The sequence below is a fragment of the Natronincola ferrireducens genome, from assembly GCF_900100845.1.
Lineage (GTDB): Bacteria > Bacillota > Clostridia > Peptostreptococcales > Natronincolaceae > Natronincola_B > Natronincola_B ferrireducens.
On record NZ_FNFP01000003.1, the window covers coordinates 331086 to 350571 of the forward strand.

13 protein-coding genes, 1 rRNA gene and 1 other annotated feature are annotated in these 19486 nt (G+C 32.6%); of the genes, 11 read left to right on the top strand and 3 right to left on the bottom strand.

Annotated features, from left to right (window positions below; genetic code table 11):
- Positions 1 to 8 precede the first annotated feature (8 nt).
- Entirely contained in the window at positions 9 to 4901 is a 4893-nt protein-coding gene (locus BLS22_RS09805) for a cytidyltransferase (RefSeq protein WP_090553556.1), read from the bottom strand.
- 110 nt (positions 4902 to 5011) lie between these two features.
- On the opposite strand from BLS22_RS09805, the gene BLS22_RS09810 reads away from it, so the two are divergent.
- The 5 genes from BLS22_RS09810 (at position 5012) to BLS22_RS09830 (ending at position 12229) form a co-directional block, all read left to right on the top strand.
- Positions 5012 to 5905 (top strand): L,D-transpeptidase family protein, encoded by an 894-nt coding sequence (locus BLS22_RS09810; protein ID WP_090553557.1) that lies wholly within the window; start codon positions 5012 to 5014, stop codon positions 5903 to 5905.
- A gap of 192 nt (positions 5906 to 6097) precedes the next feature.
- Positions 6098 to 8473 carry an endonuclease MutS2 gene (locus BLS22_RS09815; RefSeq protein ID WP_090553558.1) on the top strand — a complete coding sequence of 792 codons (2376 nt, stop codon included), beginning with the start codon at positions 6098 to 6100 and terminating at the stop codon, positions 8471 to 8473.
- A 21-nt stretch (positions 8474 to 8494) separates the two neighbouring features.
- Positions 8495 to 8950: a 2-thiouracil desulfurase family protein gene (locus BLS22_RS09820; RefSeq protein ID WP_090553559.1), complete on the top strand. Its 456-nt coding sequence runs from the start codon at positions 8495 to 8497 to the stop codon at positions 8948 to 8950.
- 65 nt (positions 8951 to 9015) lie between these two features.
- Positions 9016 to 9227: a binding site (T-box leader), on the top strand.
- Positions 9228 to 9283: 56 nt separating this feature from the next.
- The gene (gene argS / locus BLS22_RS09825) at positions 9284 to 10984 is read left to right on the top strand and encodes an arginine--tRNA ligase (protein WP_090553560.1); all 1701 of its coding nucleotides are present in this window, start codon (positions 9284 to 9286) and stop codon (positions 10982 to 10984) included.
- 90 nt (positions 10985 to 11074) lie between these two features.
- Positions 11075 to 12229 carry a hypothetical protein gene (locus BLS22_RS09830; protein ID WP_090553561.1) on the top strand — a complete coding sequence of 385 codons (1155 nt, stop codon included), beginning with the start codon at positions 11075 to 11077 and terminating at the stop codon, positions 12227 to 12229.
- 16 nt (positions 12230 to 12245) lie between these two features.
- On the opposite strand, the gene BLS22_RS09835 is transcribed toward BLS22_RS09830, so the two are convergent.
- Positions 12246 to 12446, bottom strand: coding sequence for a hypothetical protein (locus BLS22_RS09835; RefSeq protein ID WP_090553562.1), 201 nt, complete (start codon positions 12444 to 12446; stop codon positions 12246 to 12248).
- Between the two features lie 135 nt (positions 12447 to 12581).
- On the bottom strand, positions 12582 to 13172 hold the full coding sequence (locus BLS22_RS09840) for a zinc dependent phospholipase C family protein (protein WP_090553563.1): 591 nt from the start codon (positions 13170 to 13172) through the stop codon (positions 12582 to 12584).
- A 245-nt stretch (positions 13173 to 13417) separates the two neighbouring features.
- Here BLS22_RS09840 and BLS22_RS09845 point away from each other — a divergent pair, with 245 nt between their 5' ends.
- The 6 genes from BLS22_RS09845 to BLS22_RS09870 all read left to right on the top strand — a co-directional run.
- The gene (locus tag BLS22_RS09845) at positions 13418 to 15187 is read left to right on the top strand and encodes a B12-binding domain-containing radical SAM protein (RefSeq protein ID WP_090553564.1); all 1770 of its coding nucleotides are present in this window, start codon (positions 13418 to 13420) and stop codon (positions 15185 to 15187) included.
- 40 nt (positions 15188 to 15227) lie between these two features.
- Positions 15228 to 15974: a hypothetical protein gene (locus BLS22_RS09850; RefSeq protein ID WP_090553565.1), complete on the top strand. Its 747-nt coding sequence runs from the start codon at positions 15228 to 15230 to the stop codon at positions 15972 to 15974.
- Positions 15975 to 16047: 73 nt separating this feature from the next.
- Positions 16048 to 16539, top strand: a complete 492-nt coding sequence (locus BLS22_RS09855) for a GNAT family N-acetyltransferase (RefSeq protein WP_090553566.1) — start codon at positions 16048 to 16050, stop codon at positions 16537 to 16539.
- Positions 16540 to 16575: 36 nt separating this feature from the next.
- The gene (locus tag BLS22_RS09860) at positions 16576 to 17733 is read left to right on the top strand and encodes a tetratricopeptide repeat protein (protein ID WP_090553567.1); all 1158 of its coding nucleotides are present in this window, start codon (positions 16576 to 16578) and stop codon (positions 17731 to 17733) included.
- A gap of 135 nt (positions 17734 to 17868) precedes the next feature.
- The gene (locus BLS22_RS09865) at positions 17869 to 18780 is read left to right on the top strand and encodes a bifunctional enoyl-CoA hydratase/phosphate acetyltransferase (RefSeq protein WP_090553568.1); all 912 of its coding nucleotides are present in this window, start codon (positions 17869 to 17871) and stop codon (positions 18778 to 18780) included.
- Between the two features lie 638 nt (positions 18781 to 19418).
- Positions 19419 to 19486: ribosomal RNA gene (locus BLS22_RS09870) — 16S ribosomal RNA — on the top strand; the annotation flags it as partial.

Sequence of the window (19486 nt, forward strand, 5' to 3'; positions counted from 1 at the left end):
ACCTCCTTTTAAGAGCTTTTAATAAAGTTGTATTCCAATCGTTTAAGCAGTTCTAAATCTCTATTAAGGTGAGTAGAAGGATTAACATTAAAGTCATAGAAGGAATTTTTTCCTTGATCTGGACAACGAGGATATAAAAACACCTCCCCAAGTAAAGAAAGGGTGAGCTTTCTTTCATTTGTCTTTTGATAAGTCATTTCTAATACTTTTAAAATTTCTAAAGCATTCTGAATACATACTAAAGATAAATTATAAAGACTTTCATTGGAGACTCCCTTTATAAAGGAGGGTGAAGTGTAGGGTAAAATTAAATTAATAGAGGGAAGTAAGTTTTTTTGGGGGTATATTCCACGCCATAAAGTGTCACCACCTATAAAGGGGTATAAGAGTCCTTCATTGAACCAATGACGAAGCTTAGGGATAAAATAAGCACTATCAACTTCTCTATTTTGAATTTCCATTAATTCCTTACCTTGACCCGACAACATTCCCACAACAATCTTTTTCACATGGATATTTTCTTTTTTCAGTATAGGGTCAAGGGCTTTAATACGGTACCCTTTATTTAAAAGATCATCTATTAGAATAACAGGTTTATTGAAGGCATGTATTATTCTAATTTGCTTTTCTAAGCTTAGGTAATAGGGAAAAGCTCCTATTATAAAGTGTTTCATATTAGGGTTAAACATTTTCTCTGTATGGAGGGTTTTAGTCACGGTATTTGGCACGATGGCTCTGTTTAAAATATTACCAAAAGGAACACACATAGAAGATCCTAACTTCTTAGGATATACAGGAAGTGGAGGAACTTCATTTTCACGACAAATTTTCTTCACGAGGGTTTCTTCTACTATATCTCTATCAAAACAAAGAACTAAGTGACCAGGGTATAGCTTTGTAAGAGCTTCCTGTAGCCTTTTTCTAGTAGCAGATATGATGGTTTTTACATTTTCATTACTTCTAAAGGGTTCTTTAATAAATGTCTGAATATCAAGATTTAAACTACAGGGGTTTGTCATATTTACTGCTAAGACAGGAGGATGGCTTGGGGAGTGGGACAGCTCTTGAAACCCATGGAGCTTTAGTATTTTATATAGCTCCCTCGATGTACGGTCATCTATTTTATTAGTAAATATACCATAACCATAATCATTTTTCACACAATAAGCCAAGGTTTCTGTCAAAATAATCTGACGAATATTATCGGAAGGAATGTCTTCTCTAACAAAAATACCATCTAACAATATAATTCTGCCTGTATAATTTTCACGGACACACTGGGAAAGATGACTATCTTGAAATTCTTGATAAATTAAATCTGAGGGTAGCCAGTGAAAAATAGAATAAGCAAGAATCCTACAATGCTCCTTTGCATCCCGAATTAAAATCAAGGTTGCATTTTTCTTTTGACTAATAGCTTCAATATTTTTAAAGGTTTTATGATAATCTTTGGGATGGAAGATGGATGCTATGGTATTGATTATCTCATAATTAAAGCTATTTCTAACATCAATATCAATAGAAATTGTTTGAACCAATGACTTATATTGAGGCTCTCTTCTATATAAATTGTTAGTATAAATATATTTTTGGGAAAGAGGGTCTATCAATTTTGATATATCTCTATTTTCATCAATATAATTTCTAATTTGTGTAGAACTAATATCTTCGTATTGTGGGGGAAGATTTAGTTTTATAACTGGCTGTTTAAAAGTAATAAGAATCTTTTCCATGTCATAAGCCTTTTCCCCATCGCAATCATCACTTCTTCTTTCAAATATAATGTGAGGAAAGTCAGTAATGGTACTTTGGCTCAGTTCTCTTTTATAGGCAGAGGCATTTAAGATTACATCTGTACCTACTACAATATATACTTTAGAGTGACAAAAGTTATTCTTTAAATCATTTAAGTTTTCAGGATTAGCAAGATTTACTGGAAAATCTTCAGGATACAAATAGATATCCATTTCATCAGCGATTGACATATTAATGATGTTTTTTCTTTGAAGATTAGGCTGAGTACGTTTTGACCAAGAAAATTCATCAACTGCTAGATAAACCTCAAATCCTAAGTCTCTAATAGCTTTAGCTATTTCTTTGTGACCAAGGGTAAAAGGGTCAAAGGAGCCTGGAAAAAAGGCTACTTTTTCCGGCGTTTTTACACAAATATCGTTGAAGGCAAATTTGTAGCTTGAGATAAAACGATAAATATGATTTAATCCAGCAGAGTTAGTAAGAAATAATAACTCGCTTTCCTCTGAATCAGTTAAAAGTGTTAATACTTTTTTTCCTACCAATTGGAATATATAATATTTTTCTTCTAAGGTTAATAAACTTAAACCAAAGACTTCCTTTCCAATAACACTGAAGGAAACTTGCTTAATTTGAGGATTATGATGCACTAAGCCATTTAATAAAATCCCTAGCATTTTTGTCAAACGACGATTATAATGGACATCTTCTTCTTTAAATATTTCTTTGTATTTAGGGTAATTAGAGATAAACACACCGATTGTTTTTAATAATAAGGAATTGATATGGGTGTTGGCATGTTTAATTTTTTCTATTAAATCTTCAATAATTTCATCTAATTCCAGTGGCTTTAGATAAATAATGATTTGTCCTAAATAATTTGGTATATATTTTGTAAATTGTGCACCTTCTATTTCAAGGGTTCGTAGCAATTCAATAGCAAGATCATTTCTTTGCTCCATGGGAAGATGAGGAAACACTTCTACCAATGACTCTCCTGCTTCACTTCTCACATTTTCCACAGCACTAACCTTTAACAGGTTAGAAAAATGCATTGCTATATAAAGTTTATTAATAACAGTATTTTTAAGAGCATGTTCCAATAAGAGCTTAATATGAAATTTCTTTGTAACCCAATTGATTTCTGTTTTTAGATTGTTTAAAAACATACTGGAGATTTTGTTGACGTCTTGATTATAAAAACTCTTTAAATTATCTATTATAGTATCCTCTACACATAATGTCTCTGCTATTTTTAAATATAAAAAGTTTTCAGCCGGTATAGATGACAACTTTACTTCAGTTAACTGGTTAAGGATTAATTCATGGGTTTCACATTCCTTAGAAATATTCTGTGCTAGATAACCTAGGGTGTCTAAAGCAGAAATCCTAATGTCATCATCTTTATGCTTCAGAAAGGATATTACATAATGGACAGCATACTTAAAGAAAGCAGATGCATTGTTTAATGGTATATATTTCAAGCTTTGGATTAGAGCAATATAAATATCTTCTTCCAAACCCTCCTCCTTATAGTATTTTAGAATGATTTCTTTATAGATGTCCTCCTGTTGAGCTTTGCATTTAATGAATAAAGCATCAATAAATGTAGCTAGGCTATATCGTATCCATCTGCGATGGAGGGGGATAATTTTATGGTCAGGATAAATATAACTCTTCATGTATTGATGTAACAGCTGATAACTTGTTATCTTTGGTTTCTCCAGTTTTAAACCTTCAGGAATTTCTTTGCGATAGTTCTCATCGAAGGTAGCTATTAAGCTACCAATAGTAGAGGCACATTGTCTACGGATATCCTCTTCGGGATGAATGATCTTTTCGTATAGAAATTTTATAGCAATAATTTTTTGCTTTTGTGTTAGATAGGTAGAATACTCTTCAAATAAATCTAAATATTCTCTGAGCACCTTTGGATCTTGCTCTGCTCTGGCAATTTCAATAATCTCATTAAGGGAAGTCTCATCTCTAAATTTGTACATTAAATTGATATTGTGATGAATAGCAATATATTTTAGATGCTCAGTTATTCCTTTTCCTTCCATTAAAGCATAATAGGTTTTCCTTATCTCAACATTTTCTTGTACAAGGATATGTGGGTCAATAATTATATCTATACTTAGTAAAAAGTCTTCAAAATCCTTTAATTTCATATAAACACGTCTATAACGATTTTCTTTGTTTTTATCTACATTATCTAACTTCCCTAGTATAATATCAAATGCATCTTCAAGGCCGATCATTTTCATTGATGGTCTATTGTTATCCACCGATATGTTTTTTACCCTAAAATCACTATAAATAAGGATAAGGGATTCTATAGATAAATTTTCAAGTTCAAGATCCCAAACAGAATGATTCAACGCAACATGACCTATATTAGGTATATTATGTTTTTTAAACCATTGGTCTGTATAATAATAATGAAGATAAGCTACTCTTTTAGATTCAGAGCTTCTACAGCCAAATTTACCAATATCATGTCCAGCAGCTCCTCCAGAAACCCTTCCTAAATCCAAAGGAATATTTTTAGACAACAATTGCTCTGCAATAAAAACAGCAAGGTGATGGACCCCACATATATGATCCAATGTATTATGACCTGTAACTTCATGATTAAGCTTCATCATTTCATAAATATAATCATCATAAAAAGCACCTACAAAACTTTTATACTCAGAAACATTCATAAGATTATTTGTTTCTCCAATAGGTAGGAGGTCTAAGGGATATTTACTTTGCATACTATCATCATAGAGTTTTTGGTGTTGAGATATAACTCTTAATACCTTTAAATAGAGAAAACATCCATTGTTTAGAAAATTTTTTAAATCTAATTCAACAGAATTGGGGAAGGACAGACTAAGTGTAAATTGATAGATGTATTGAAGAGGATCCTGGGGAATCTTCTTCTCCCATAAATCCATAAGAATGTTTTTACAAAGCATGAAAACAGCTTTACAGCTATAATTATTGGTTTCTAACATTTCTTCTAAAAAATCAATAAAGGATGAAGACTGGAGATGACTTTTTATAAAATCTTCTTTAATATGATGGGTTTTCAAAAAATCTTTTGACAATAAACAATCATATATTTCATTGTATACTCTGTGTAACTGTAATGATTTCATATATTCTCCCCTCCTACAGGATACTTATTAATAATTATATCTTATTCTATACGAAAATAAAGAAAAAATTAGAAAAATATTACAAAAATTACCTTTTACTTAACTAAAGTATGAATAAACCAATCAAGCCTGTAATAAAAATTATTGAGCAGGGAGGTGATAGCATATTAACGCAATTTCTGTCATTATGTATTGCTGCTACCATGTTGGTACCAGTAATTGGCGATGCAGCAGAAAATCATTATATGGGAATGGAGGAGGATACTGTACTAGAAGAGCATATACCGATAGAAGAATTTGACGAACATATGAAAGAAGATAGAGAAAAAAACACCACTGAAAAAAAAGAAATTGATTATACCATAGCTCTTAGAGAGCTAGGTTATTATAAAGAAGATCATGCCAGTAAAGACATTAATATGAGAAATGCAGTTCTACGGTTTCAAAGTGAACACAATCTTGTAGTAGATGGGTCATTTGGACCAAGGTCAACGAAAGCTCTACAAGAACGTCTGCAAGATAAGGAGTTTCGGCATAGTGATGTAATTACAAATACCCCTACTGACAAGCATTGGATAGCAATAAACAAAACAAAAAGAATTCTAACCCTCTATTATGGAAATGAGGTCATAAAAAAATATCCTATAGCCCAAGGAAAACACCCTTCTGCTACACCAGAAGGAAAATTTACTATAGTAAATAAACTGGTCAATCCTGCTTGGGGTGGCGCAGGTATATCAGCTCCTGTAGCGGGGGGATCTCCTCAAAATCCTCTGGGTTATCGATGGATGGGAATTTCCCATAAGGGAGGTGGTTCCTATGGTATTCACGGAAACAACTCACCTACATCTATAGGAACCAACGTTTCATTAGGATGCGTTCGAATGATTAATTCCGATGTTGAGGAATTATATGAATTGGTAAATACAAAGACTCCTGTATGGATTGGAACAGATGAGAAATTGAAACAATGGGGAGTTCATAATAAGAGCTATGCTTACTAAGATACGGAATAACCGTATCTTTTTTTTATTGTATCCTGTGGAAGCTACTTTTACGAAATCATAGGTTTTAGATCATCTACTTTTAGTCCTTAAAACTCTTGAATGGAAGAAAAAAAAGTAATATGGTACAATAAATAGGTAATGCTATAATTATTTATATAATAGCCAAAAAGCTTTAAGAGGTGAAGATAAATGAACGACAAAAGCTTAAGAGTATTAGAATATACAAAAATCATTGAAAAATTAGTAGAACAATGCACATCCTCCCTAGGAAAAGATGTAGCCCAGCAATTAAAGCCTATAGAGGATCTTGCTAAAATCCAGATTTTACAGCAAGAGACCAGTGAAGCACAAAGCACTTTAATTAAAAGGGGTAATATTCCCTTAGGAGGCATCCATAATATTCTACACCTAGTTAGAAGGACAGAAATAGGCTCCTATTTAGATCCAGGACAACTTTTATACTTAAAGGATACATTAGGTGCAGCTAGAAAATTGAAACAGTTTTTTAAAGAGGATGATAGGACAGAAACTTCTTGCCCTATTTTACAGGGATTAATAAAAAGTTTAAATACCGTTAGGGAGATAGAAGAAAAAATTGATTTGTGCATATTAAGTGAAACAGAAGTATCAGATCATGCTTCAGCAGAGTTAAAAAATATTCGTAGAATGATTCACTCTAAGAATGATGCCATAAGAAATAAGCTAAATAGCATTATTAACTCTACTACTTCTCAAAAATATTTACAGGATGCCATCGTAACCATTAGACAGGATAGATATGTTGTGCCTGTTAAACAGGAATATCGAGGTCAGTTTCCAGGATTAATCCATGATCAATCCTCTAGTGGTGCCACACTATTTATTGAACCAATGGCAATTGTAGAATTAAATAATCAATTAAAGGAGTTAAAAATAAAAGAACAAAAAGAAATAGAACGGATATTGATGGAGATATCCGCTACGATAGCAGAGAAAGCAGAAGAAATAAAAAGTAACCAAAGTATATTACAGGAAATCGACTTTATTTTTGCTAAAGGCAAGCTGTCTCTATCCATGAAGGCTATAGAACCCAGCTTAAATCAAGAAGGAAAAATAAGAATCAAAAATGGTAGACATCCCTTACTAAACCCTGATGAGGTAGTTCCTACCAACATTTGGATAGGGGAAGACTTTCGTATTTTAGTAATTACTGGGCCTAATACTGGGGGTAAAACCGTTACTTTAAAAACAGTGGGACTTTTAAGTTTGATGGCCCAAAGTGGTCTTCATGTTCCTGCCGATTATGGAACAAAGCTAGCAGTATATGATTACATTTATGCTGACATAGGAGATGAGCAAAGTATCGAACAAAGCTTAAGTACCTTCTCCTCCCATATGACCAATATTGTAAAAATATTAGATGAGGTCACCCCCAACTCCTTAGTGTTATTAGATGAGCTAGGAGCAGGGACTGATCCTACAGAAGGTGCAGCCTTAGCAATGGCTATTTTAAATTATTTAAGAACATTAAAAACCTCTGTTATAGCCACCACCCATTATAGTGAGTTAAAGCAATACGCTTTAATAAAGGAAGAGGTTGAAAATGCATCAGTAGAATTTGATGTAGAAACCCTAAGACCCACCTATAAGCTGTTAATAGGGGTGCCTGGAAAATCCAACGCCTTTGAGATATCAAAGAAATTAGGATTATCTTCTGGTCTCATAGAGGAGGCAAAATCTCTCTTAACCAATGAAAACATTGAATTTGAAGACCTTTTACAAAACATTGAAAAAAATAGAATTGAAGCGGAAAAGGAAAGAAATAATGCTGCAGCTTTAAGATTAGAAGCACAAAATATTTTGAACAATTATTTAGAAAAGAAAGAAAGGTTAGAGCATCAGAGGGAAAAAACTATTAAGGAAGCCAAAAAAGAGGCCTTTAAAATTGTAAAGGAAGCAAAAGCTGAAGCAGAAGAAGTGATTGAAGTCCTGAAAAATTTAAGGATAGAAATAGAAGAAAAAGAAGCTAACAGAAAAATAGAGGAAGCAAAAAAGAAAATGGATGCTAAGCTTGGTGACTTATCGGAGGGCTTTGAAGAAAAATTGTTTACTAAAACCAATAGAAAGCCGCCAGAAAACCTGAAGGCAGGTGAAACAGTTAAAATATTATCCCTAAATCAAGTGGGGCATGTCCTAGAGCCTGCTAATGGCAGTGGAGAAGTATACATTCAAGTAGGTATAATGAAAATGAATGTACCCATTTCTAATCTTGAGAGAATAAAAGAGAAAAAGGATGGAAAACAAACAGGTGTCGGAAAAATTGTAAAGGCAAAGGCTAATACCATGAAAAGTCAACTGGATATCAGGGGCAAAAACCTAGAAGAATCCTTTATGGAGGTAGACAAATATTTAGATGACGTTTATTTAGCCGGCTTAACAGAGATCACCATTATCCACGGTATTGGCACCGGTGTTTTAAAAGCTGGGATACAGCAGATGTTAAGAAAACACAAGCATGTAAAAAGCTTTAGAGAAGGTAAATATGGAGAAGGTGGGGCTGGCGTGACGGTTGTGGAGTTAAAATAGATAGAGTAGGTAGGTGAAAAAGTGATTTTAGTAAGTGCTTGTCTATTGGGAATAAACTGTAAATATAATGGAAAAAACAATGAAAATCCTAGATTAATCAAGCTACTAGAAGAAAAAGGCTTTTTACCTGTTTGTCCTGAGGAGCTGGGAGGGCTAACAACACCACGACTCCCGGCTGAGATACAAGGGGGAGAAGGAAAAGACGTATTAGATGGTAGGGCAAAGGTAATAAATGTGGAGGGTGAAGATGTCACTGAACAATTTATTAGAGGAGCTGAGGAGACTGTAAAGCTTGCTAAAAATATGGATGTTCACTTTGCAGTATTAAAGGCAAGAAGTCCCTCCTGTGGTGCTGGTGACATTTATGATGGTTCTTTTTCAGGAAGGTTAACAAAGGGAGAAGGGGTGACAACCGCACTTCTAAAGAAACATGGTATAGAAGTTTATACAGAAGAAAGTATTTCAGAGAAAATATAGGAATAAATTTATTGATTGTTGTTAAAATATATGATATATTAATTGACAAGATAATTGAATATAGCTATATACCTATGATGAGGAGAGTAAATGTAAAGATTGTTGCAGCGAGTCAGAGTTGGTGGAAGTCTGACACATATTTCCATTGAAGCGCACCTTGGAGGTCCTGTCTGAAATAAGTAGGACAAGGCGGTATCCACCGTTATTTTGGAATAAGAGTGGGCACAGTATCGTGTCAATCAGAGTGGTAACACGGGATTTAACTCTCGTCTCTAAATTTAGAGATGGGGGTTTTTTATTTTTGTATATTAAAAAACAATAGGAGGTTATAGAATGATTGATTTTAAACAGGAGGTAGCTGAGGCACTAAAACAGTATATACCTGACCTAGAAGTATCAGAGATTTTATCTATGATAGAAATACCCCCCAACACCAATATGGGAGACTATGCTTTTCCTTGCTTTAGATTAGCAAAAACCTTTCGAAAAGCACCCCCATTAATTGCCACAGAAATTGTAAAGGCTCTTGAAGGAAATAAAGCCTTTCAAAAAGTAGAACAGGCTGGTGGATATGTAAACTTCTTTATACATAAAGCAGTCTTTGTAGAAAAAACCCTCAAGGAAGTATTAGAAAAACAAGAATTATATGGCAGTAGTGATTTAGGTAAAGATAAAACTGTCATCGTAGAGTTTTCTTCCCCTAACATAGCAAAGCCTTTTCATATAGGACATATTCGTAGCACAGTTATAGGTAGCTCTATCAATAGAATTTATAAGTTTTTGGGCTTTAACACTGTGGCAATCAACCACTTAGGAGATTATGGAACGCAATTTGGCAAACTAATTGTAGCCTATAAAAGGTGGGGAAATGAAGAAGAAGTACAAAACGCTCCCATACCAACCTTACTAAAGCTTTATATTCAATTCCATGATGAAGCTGAAAAGGATGCTACGTTAGAAGAAGAAGGAAGAATGTGGTTTAAAAGACTTGAGGATGGAGACGAAGAAGCACTAAGACTATGGCAATGGTTTAGAGATGTAAGTTTAAAGGAGTTTAATCGAGTATATAGCAAATTAAATATTACCTTTGATTCTTTAGCAGGAGAAAGCTTCTATTCCGATAAGATGCCTAGGGTTTTAGAGATGATGGAGGAAAAAAATATTTTAGAAAAATCTCAAGGTGCAGAAATTGTTAACCTAGAGCCCCATGGTTTACCTCCAGCGTTGATTAGAAAAAAGGATGGCTCAACCCTATACATTACTCGAGACATTACAGCAGCTATTTATAGGAAAGAAACCTATGATTTTTATAAAAACATCTACGTGGTTGCATCACAACAAAATCTACACTTTGAACAATGGATAAAAATTATAGAATTAATGGGATTTGAGTGGGCACAGGATTGTATCCACGTACCCTTTGGCCTGGTCAGATTAGAAGAAGGAACGATTGCCACCAGAAAGGGTAGAGTAGTATTTTTAGAGGACGTTCTTAACAAGGCTATAGAACAGACAAAATCAATTATTTTAGAGAAGAATCCAAATATTGACAACCTAGATCAAGTAGCAGAAGAAGTTGGTGTAGGAGCCGTAGTATTCCAAGAACTATCTAATAATCGTATTAAAGACTATACCTTTTCATGGGATAAAGTCTTAAATTTCGAAGGGGAAACTGGACCCTATGTTCAATATACCTATGCTAGAGCCAGTAGTGTCCTTAGGAAAGCAGATATAGAAGTAAAGGGAGAGATTAATACCACATTGATAACAGATGATGCTACCATGACAGTTATTAAGGCAATACAACAGTTCCCTGATATCATACAGGATGCTCAAAGGAAAAATGAACCATCTATTATAACAAGACATATTATACATGTAGCCCAAGCCTTTAATCGTTTCTACCATGACAATCCAGTATTGGTGGACGAAGTAGAGTTAAAGAAAGCGCGATTGGCTATTGTTAAAGCAACAAGACAAGTTATTGGGACGGGGTTAAATTTATTAGGAATAAAGACACCAGAAAAAATGTAATACAAAAATACAGCGATATCGCTGTATTTTTGTATAAATGAGGTTTAATACTATAATCAAACCATCGTTGTAAAGAAGGGTGGGGATAATTTGACAACCCAGAATAAAATAAGAAATAGTTTATTGTGGATGGTTTACGGAGATGCCCTAGGATTTTTAAATGAAAACATTGATACACCAACCCATATACTAAAAGGTTTTCTATATAGGTATGAAAATAAAGACATTATTATACAAAAACAAAGGGGTCAATACAGCTATATAACAGAATTAATTATTGCTATGATCAAGTCTTTAGTAGATGATGGACCTAAGCTAGAAGTTATAGTAGATTATCCGCGTTTCTACGAGGAATTAAAAGTATGGACATATTACCGCCATGGAGCCCCTTCCCATATTCTTTATAAATTAAGGAACAGTAAAGGCTATTACGACAGTGAGGTTTATTGGAAGGAACAGAAAGCCTATGGAATTAGTAGAATTTTTCCCATCCTAATGGCCAATAAAAACTATGCTGCGGCTGAAAAAGAAACCTATAAAAATATTATTTATTTAAATAGGCATCCTCAAGTGATCTTGACAGGGTTACTTTTGATTAGAGGAGCTTATGTTTTATTAGAAAAAGGATTTCTGCCTAAAGAAGAATTAATACAGGAATTAAAGGATTATATTATTCATATGCAATTCTCTGAGTTAAATAGAAATATAAAAATGAAGTTACCTACTAATTATGCTGTTCAATTTGAAAAGGAAAGAATTCTTTACCTGTTGGATTTAGACCGTTATAAAAAAAGCGAATTACCAGAGGTATCTTCTTGGGATAGCAAGATTATGTTTTTTAACAGCTTAAATAACTTCTACAGACTACAGGAGGGGGAACAAGTGGAGTTGAAGAATCTCCCTAGACATGATTATAAAGAAATGATTGCTATTAGCTATGGTCTTTGGGGTATAAATACCAAAGAGAGCTATGGAAATTTAAAGACATTGAAGGATGAAGACTTTATCAATGACATGGCCAACTATTTATGTAGGTTAAGAGATTATCAATTAAAGAGACCTTTTTATAATCGACAAGAAAAGAGCATAGATTTATTTCAATTGGAAAAAGGCGATATAACAAAACATCCTATATTAAATGTTATAAAGATTAAAGACAGGGTGGAAAGTCCTAACTATTTACAATTAGTTGTGGAAACCAAGGCAGGGCTATATACCTTTATTAAAGACAAGGCAGGACAGTAACTGTCCTGCCTTGTCTTTAATAACTCTTTTCTAAATACCGAATAAACTCTTCTTCAGTAGTATTGGATAATAGGCTTAATTGCTTTACGATTGCATCCTTCAACTCTATAAAGGAGGGTAATTTTGCATTTTCACCTGTATATTCAAGAGCTTTAATAATCATTAACATATCATGCTTTGAAATTTCCTGAACGGATATTTTAGAGAATTCATCCATAATAGTATTCGCCTCCTGATTTCATGAGAGATATAGTATTTATTTCTACATAAATGTAGAAAAACCTTCAAAATTTTACAATAAATTTAAAAGGTCCTTACTATTGAAAGAACCTTTATCTTTGCTAGGTTAGTTTTATGCTGCATTTATATATTCATTGTTCATTATATTATGATAGACGATATATAACCCTACAACCATAGAGGCCTCCATAGAACTTATTAGGTCGTTTTTATAACTTTCGCTTTTATTGCTGTATTTATTGTGGAGATCATCTACCAAGGATTTTATTGAATGAGGCGTTTTATTATCTATATTAAACAAAGATTTAGCAATATTAATTTTTTCATTATATTTTTTGTATTGCTGATGAAGGTTGCTTTCATAGGCTACATGACTAATAAAATGATTTTTATAGGTTTTTCTATCATTATGAGGCACACAAAAATAATCAGCGATAAAATGAGTGACAATTCCAATTTGAGTTGATAAAAATTTGATATGTTCTTTATTATTAGTTAATGGATATTGAGATAAATTCTGGATTTTATCACATATATACTGAAAAGATTGGGGTTTAAAATGTCGGATGCCTGATAGATGTAAGGGGATGTCAGGCTTAATACTGCCGTAAATCAAATTCTTTCTATCAAGATCTACAAGGAATTTTTCTTTAATAGCTTCATGAAGGTGAGTTGCAATAATGATATGGCTTTGAGGTAACAAAAAATGAACCGCCTTTCTTTAAAAATTATTTCTACACAATAGTATTATATTGAATTAAGATTTATAATACAATAGGGTTTACATATTATTTACAATTATTCAATAACAGGATTTTTTAACTTTTCTAAAACATGGTTACAATATTAAGATAGTTAATATATTCTTTAATATATTATTAACTATGCTATAATGTACATAGGTTTTAAGCACTATGATGACAATGATAAAGAAAAGAGGCAAAATACATGAAGGTGTTGCTAACAACATTAAATGCAAAGTATATACATAGAAACTTGGCTATTAGGTACTTAAAACAAAGCATAAAGGATCTTGATGAGGATGTTCATATAGCTGAATTTACCATTAACCATAGCCAACAATATATAGTCAATGAAATCTATAAAATACAACCAGATATTATTGGCTTTTCCTGCTACATATGGAATGTTGAAATGATTCACCAGATAAGTAACCTAGTTAAAAAGGTAATGCCCCACGTTACAATTATTTGGGGGGGACCTGAAGTTTCCTTTGAAGCATCTAAAATTATGGAAGCAAATGATGCTATTGATATGATTATATTAGGAGAAGGAGAAAAAACCTTTAAAGAACTGATATCTATTATTGGCAAAGATGAAGATTATTCTCAGATTCCTGCCCTGGCTTTTCGAGCCAAAGGAGAGGTTTTTGTTAACAACCTATCTTCAACTCCACTATCTATGGAGGAACTTCCTTTTCCTTATGAAGGAGAGGTGCTAGAAGAAGATAAAATCGTATATTACGAAAGCTCTAGAGGATGTCCTTATAATTGTCAGTATTGCCTATCCTCATCCTTTCAAGGAGTTAGGTTTAGGCCAATCGAAGTAGTTAAAAAGGAATTGAAATATTTTATTGACCAAGGAGTTAAACAAGTAAAGTTTGTGGATAGAACCTTTAACGCAAAAAAGGACTATGCTATGGAAATTATGAAGTATATCCTAGAACATAATCAGGGAAAAACAAACTTTCATTTTGAGATAACAGCTGATTTAGTAGATGAAGATACACTAAACTTCTTACAGGGTGTTCCCACTGGGCTATTTCAGTTCGAAATAGGGGTACAATCAACTAACCCTGAAACCTTAAAAGCTATACAAAGAAAAATGGATTTTCCCCGTTTAAAGAAAGTTGTAGAAACAATATCTGAGGGGAGAAATATCCATCAGCATTTGGACTTAATTGTGGGGTTACCCTATGAAGATTATTTTAGCTTCAGAAAATCCTTTGATGATGTTTTTGCCTTAAGGCCTGAAAAGTTGCAGGTAGGATTTTTAAAATTATTAAAAGGAGCTGGAATTACAAGAGATGCAAATAAATATGGGTATATTTATGATGATAAGCCACCCTATGAAGTGTTGGAAAATGATGCCATAACCTATGGAGAGGTTATGACATTAAAGGGTATAGAAGAGATGGTAGAAACCTATTGGAACAATAACATGTTTAACAGCAGTATTGAATTAATCTTAGCCAACTATTATGCCAATACCTTTAGGTTTTTTGAAGATTTATGGCGATACTGGGAAGAAAAGGGGTATCACCATCAGTTCCATAGTAGAAATAAATTATATGAAATCCTATTAGATTTTTATTCTTACAAAAATTTTGATAGAATAGATGTGTTTAGAGAAGTATTGAAGTTTGACTACATTAAACACAACAAAACCTCCTCCCTCCCTAAATTTCTTCCTATAATGGAAGGTAAAGATTTCAAGAACAAATGTCATAAATTTTTACAACAGTTAGAAGTACTGGAGAAATATTTACCAAACTATATAGAACTTCCAGCTAAACAAATTATAAAAAAAGTGCACTTTGAATTATTTAATTATAATGTTGTAGATGTAGAAAAGAACCCTAAAAGCCTAATACAGCTTCAACAGGAAAAAACAGTCCTATTGTTTGACTATGATATAGAAAATAAAGCAATAGACTACTGCAAATATTTCTTATTAGATGCTGTTGAGTTTCTATAGATAAGAAATATAACAAATTATTATAGAGGTGATGAATCATATGGATATACTAAAGGATATTTTTTATACCAACAAAAAAATTAGTAAAACGGCAGTATCCAGCACATTGAAAAATTGGCCTATTATCTTCACGGGATTATTTTATTCACTAGCAAGTCTTATACTGATGATGATATTGCCGTTTTTTTGGATATTAAGTGGATTAGTAAGCATTATTTTTATGAGTGCTTTATTATCTAATTATTTATATCTAATTAATTGCATTATAAAAAGAAACAAATTTGATCTTCAAGATTTTAAAGATGGATTTATCATATATTTAAGAAAGGTATGGGGGATATTGTTTATATCCTATGTAGCTTCACTTATTATTAATACCTTTTTAATGCCTGGGTTTAGACGGGGATTTCAACCAGGAGCTTTAGGAATAATGATTAACTTTTTAGTGCTTGTGCTATTGAATGCTTTGCCAGAAGTAATCTATCAAAAACATTATAATCCATGGGAATCCATAACCTATGCTGTAGAATTTGCAAAGGATAACTGGATAGAGTGGTTTATCCCTAATATAGTTTTAATTGGTGTTCTATATATGCTTACTGGTAACCTATTAACAGGGATGTTTAGTTATATTATGCCTTTGAGGTTAATACTTTCTCCCATAGGTATCATCATGTTTCTGATAGGACAGGCATGGTTTTCCTTTATGATGATTTATCGTGGATATCTTTTTGAACTATTAAGTACTAGTAATAGAAGAAAGAGATTGTTTATGCGAGAGTTTTAATTAAAAGAATATCGTTTAAAATAGTAAACAATAATATTTTTATGTAAAATATATAGGATAAGGGGGTCAGTGCATGGAGGTTTCATTTAAAAAACTTGAGGAAAGAGACATCAATAATATAATAAGTTTATTTAACAAATTAAAAGCTGAAGCAGCAGAGGTTACTTTTAATCACATAGACAGTAAAGAAGAATTAATAGATTGGTTAAATAATCAAAATTATTATTTATATGCTGCTATGATTAAAGATAAAGTAGTTAGCGTTTTTAGGGGTGTTAGAGGACTTAAAGATGAAGCCCACTGTATACTCATTACTATTGCAACAGATCCTTCATATAGGGGATGCAAGATTGCCCAAAATCTTATTCGATACAGTTTAGAGGATATAAAAGCAAAGGAAAAGACTATAAGTCTAGCTAGGGCTTATGTATACAGTGATAATAAACCATCTATTAATACCTTGCTTGCCAATAATTTTACAGTATCGGGCTGTGTATATCAGCATCATCTTAACAAGAAAATAGGTACCTATGTAGATGATATTATATTTCATAAAATATTATAAAAAAGTATTTAAACACGAGAAGTATGGAGGGGAAAAATGAAATTTTTAATTGATGAGTACTTGTTAAAAAAAACCGAGGAACTGTCTTTTATTCATTTAAAACATGATGCACAGTTAAATATAGAAAATTATCAACTTCCCAGCGATGGATTGGATATACCTATTATGACAAAAGAGTTAGCAAAGAATATTAAGACAAAAAAAGAAAACGAAATCATAACCGTTGGAAGTATTGTTAGGGGAATGATTCTTCTATTAGGAATTGATTCAAGGTTTAAATACAAGGAAGAGTATATTAAGTTCTTATATGCAGCAAATCCTAAAATAGAAAAATATATTTTTGTAGAAGGAACACGATATTTAGAAGAAAAAAAATTGATGGAAGCTATTATCTTTTTTAAAGCATTAACTCTATTAAAACCAAATGATACAAAAGCTTTACTGAGTTATACTATGACATTACTACGATATAGGGATGAAGAACTAGGAAACCAGAAAAAAAACTACGAAACTTTTACTAAAGAGATTCAACATAAATTAGAAGAACTTCTAACAATAGACCCTAATCAACCATTGGCTTGCTATTATTTAGGATTTATTTATAAAGATAATAAAGCATTTAATAAAGCCAAGCTCCACTGGGAAAAAGCATTGACATTAGAACTAGAGGATAATATTAAAGAGCAGATAAAAGAACTATTGATTCAATTAGAGGATATGGCACAATATGAAAAAGGTTATGAAGCAATCTTAGAGGGGAGACCTCATGAGGGATTATCGATACTGGAAAAATTAGCACCAAAGTATACGGAATGGTGGAACTTAGCATTTTTTCTTGGATTAGGCTATCGTCAAACAGGCAAATTTCATGAAGCCATTCAATACTTTAAAAAGGTTTTAGAATTAAAGGAAGATCAGTTAGAAGCCGTAGTAGAATTAGCTTTATGCTATGGGGGGATGGGAGAATTACAAAAGTCTATAGAATATTTTCACAAGGGTCTTGAATTAGGTGGAGACAATAGTGATCTTCTGTGCAACCTAGCTATGGTGTATTTGGAGCTTGGAGATATACACAAGGCTAAAGATTATGTAAACAAATCCTTAAAGATGAATCCCCATGATGAAATTACAATAGCCTGTAAAAACAAAGTAGAAGAGATAGAGATGGCCTCTGGAGCTATAAAGAAGGCGTAGTGTCCTTAATAGAACTATACTTTCAAATATTTAATAAAAAATAGAAGGAAAATATATGTCTACATAGAATAAATACAATACAGATCACTAAAAGATTTTAAGTACTAAATAAAATCAACAAGAAGAGGTGATTGTATGATAAAAACACTACAAGATATAGTAAAAAGAGCCCAAGAGCAACCAAAAATGAAGCTAGCTGTGGCTGCAGCGCAGGACAGTGATGTGCTTAAAGCTGTAGCTGAGGCACAGGAAAAGAACATTATTGAAGCAATATTAATTGGAAATGAAGAAGATATCAATGTAATAGCAAAAGAAATAGGAATAGATCTAACATCCTTTACTATTATTCATATACCTGATTTAATGGAAGCTGCTTTAGAAGCTGTGAAAATGGTATCAACAGGTAAAGCTGATTTTGTAATGAAGGGATTAATAGATACCTCTATTCTTTTAAAAGCAGTATTAAATAAAGAAGTAGGATTAAGAGCAGAAAACCTGTTAAGTCATGTTATGGTTTATGATGTGCCCACCTATCACAAGCTACTTTTTTTAACAGACGGTGGCATGAATATTGCTCCTACATTAGAAGAAAAAAAGGGTATTTTAAAAAATGCTATCCTAGCCGCCAGAGCAACAGGTATTCAAGAGGTAAAAGTTGCTTGTCTAGCTGCAAAGGAAAAAGTAAGCGATAAAATGCAGGCTACTATAGATGGAGATAGCCTAAAGCAATTGGCTTTAGAAGGATATTTTGGTAAAAGTACTTTAGTTGAAGGACCTATAGCCTTTGATTTAGCTATTTCAAAAAATGCTGCTGAAATAAAGAAGTTTAATAGTCCTGTGGCAGGTGAAGCAGACATATTATTGGCACCTACAATAGAAGTTGGCAATGGTATAGGCAAAGCTTTAACCTACATGGCCAATGCTAAATCTGCTGGCATAATTATGGGAGCTAAGGTTCCTATAGTTCTAGTTTCAAGAGCAGACGATGCTGAAACAAAACTATACTCTATTGCTTTGGGAAGTGTTATTGCCGCTTGTAATTATTAAAATAGAACCAATATAATTATCTAATGCTAAGAGGCCTTCGGGCCTCCTAGCATTAGATAATTTAATGTTGTAACAATAACCAAACCTTTATAAAAATAATCATGCATAAAACTCAGAAAAAGTGATAGAATATCATTTAGTGGTATAAGTATAGTGTTGCAAAAAAACACATTGAAATAGATTGACAACGTTATGAAACTATGCTATAGTATTTTACGGTAATCAAATACAGTAATAAAGTGGATTTAAAAACAAATCCGTCTACAAGACAATTAAGATGATGATTAAAAAAGTATTGACAGAGGAAAAGGATTCTGATATAGTAGTAAAAGTCGCCGGAAGTTGAGGGGTGACGGGAGATAAGTTAACACTTAGAAAAAAGAGATTAAGAAAAACTTTTAAAAAAGTGTTGACATAACATCTTGAATATGATATAGTAGTAAAGGTCGTCACTAAGAGGCGACGATAAAAAATGCAAAATGTAGAATGAAGAAGGTCTAAGACCTTAAAAAGAAAATGGAATTAGTTTTTAATTTTACATTTTAAGTTTTGAGTTTATAAGAAGGTCCTTGAAAATTAAACAGTATAGATATTAAGCCAGCAAAATACATCCATCGAAAGATGGAACCCAGAAATTTTTTATTAAGAGTTTGATCCTGGCTCAGGATGAACGCTGGCGGCGTGCCTAACACATGCAAGTCGAGCG

Coding starts and splice junctions, on each gene's coding strand:
- BLS22_RS09805 (WP_090553556.1), bottom strand. CDS start 4,901: ATGAAATCATTACAGTTACACAGAGTATACAATGAAATATATGATTGT.
- BLS22_RS09810 (WP_090553557.1), top strand. CDS start 5,012: ATGAATAAACCAATCAAGCCTGTAATAAAAATTATTGAGCAGGGAGGT.
- BLS22_RS09815 (WP_090553558.1), top strand. CDS start 6,098: ATGAACGACAAAAGCTTAAGAGTATTAGAATATACAAAAATCATTGAA.
- argS (WP_090553560.1), top strand. CDS start 9,284: ATGATTGATTTTAAACAGGAGGTAGCTGAGGCACTAAAACAGTATATA.
- BLS22_RS09835 (WP_090553562.1), bottom strand. CDS start 12,446: ATGGATGAATTCTCTAAAATATCCGTTCAGGAAATTTCAAAGCATGAT.
- BLS22_RS09845 (WP_090553564.1), top strand. CDS start 13,418: ATGAAGGTGTTGCTAACAACATTAAATGCAAAGTATATACATAGAAAC.
- BLS22_RS09850 (WP_090553565.1), top strand. CDS start 15,228: ATGGATATACTAAAGGATATTTTTTATACCAACAAAAAAATTAGTAAA.
- BLS22_RS09855 (WP_090553566.1), top strand. CDS start 16,048: ATGGAGGTTTCATTTAAAAAACTTGAGGAAAGAGACATCAATAATATA.
- BLS22_RS09860 (WP_090553567.1), top strand. CDS start 16,576: ATGAAATTTTTAATTGATGAGTACTTGTTAAAAAAAACCGAGGAACTG.
- BLS22_RS09865 (WP_090553568.1), top strand. CDS start 17,869: ATGATAAAAACACTACAAGATATAGTAAAAAGAGCCCAAGAGCAACCA.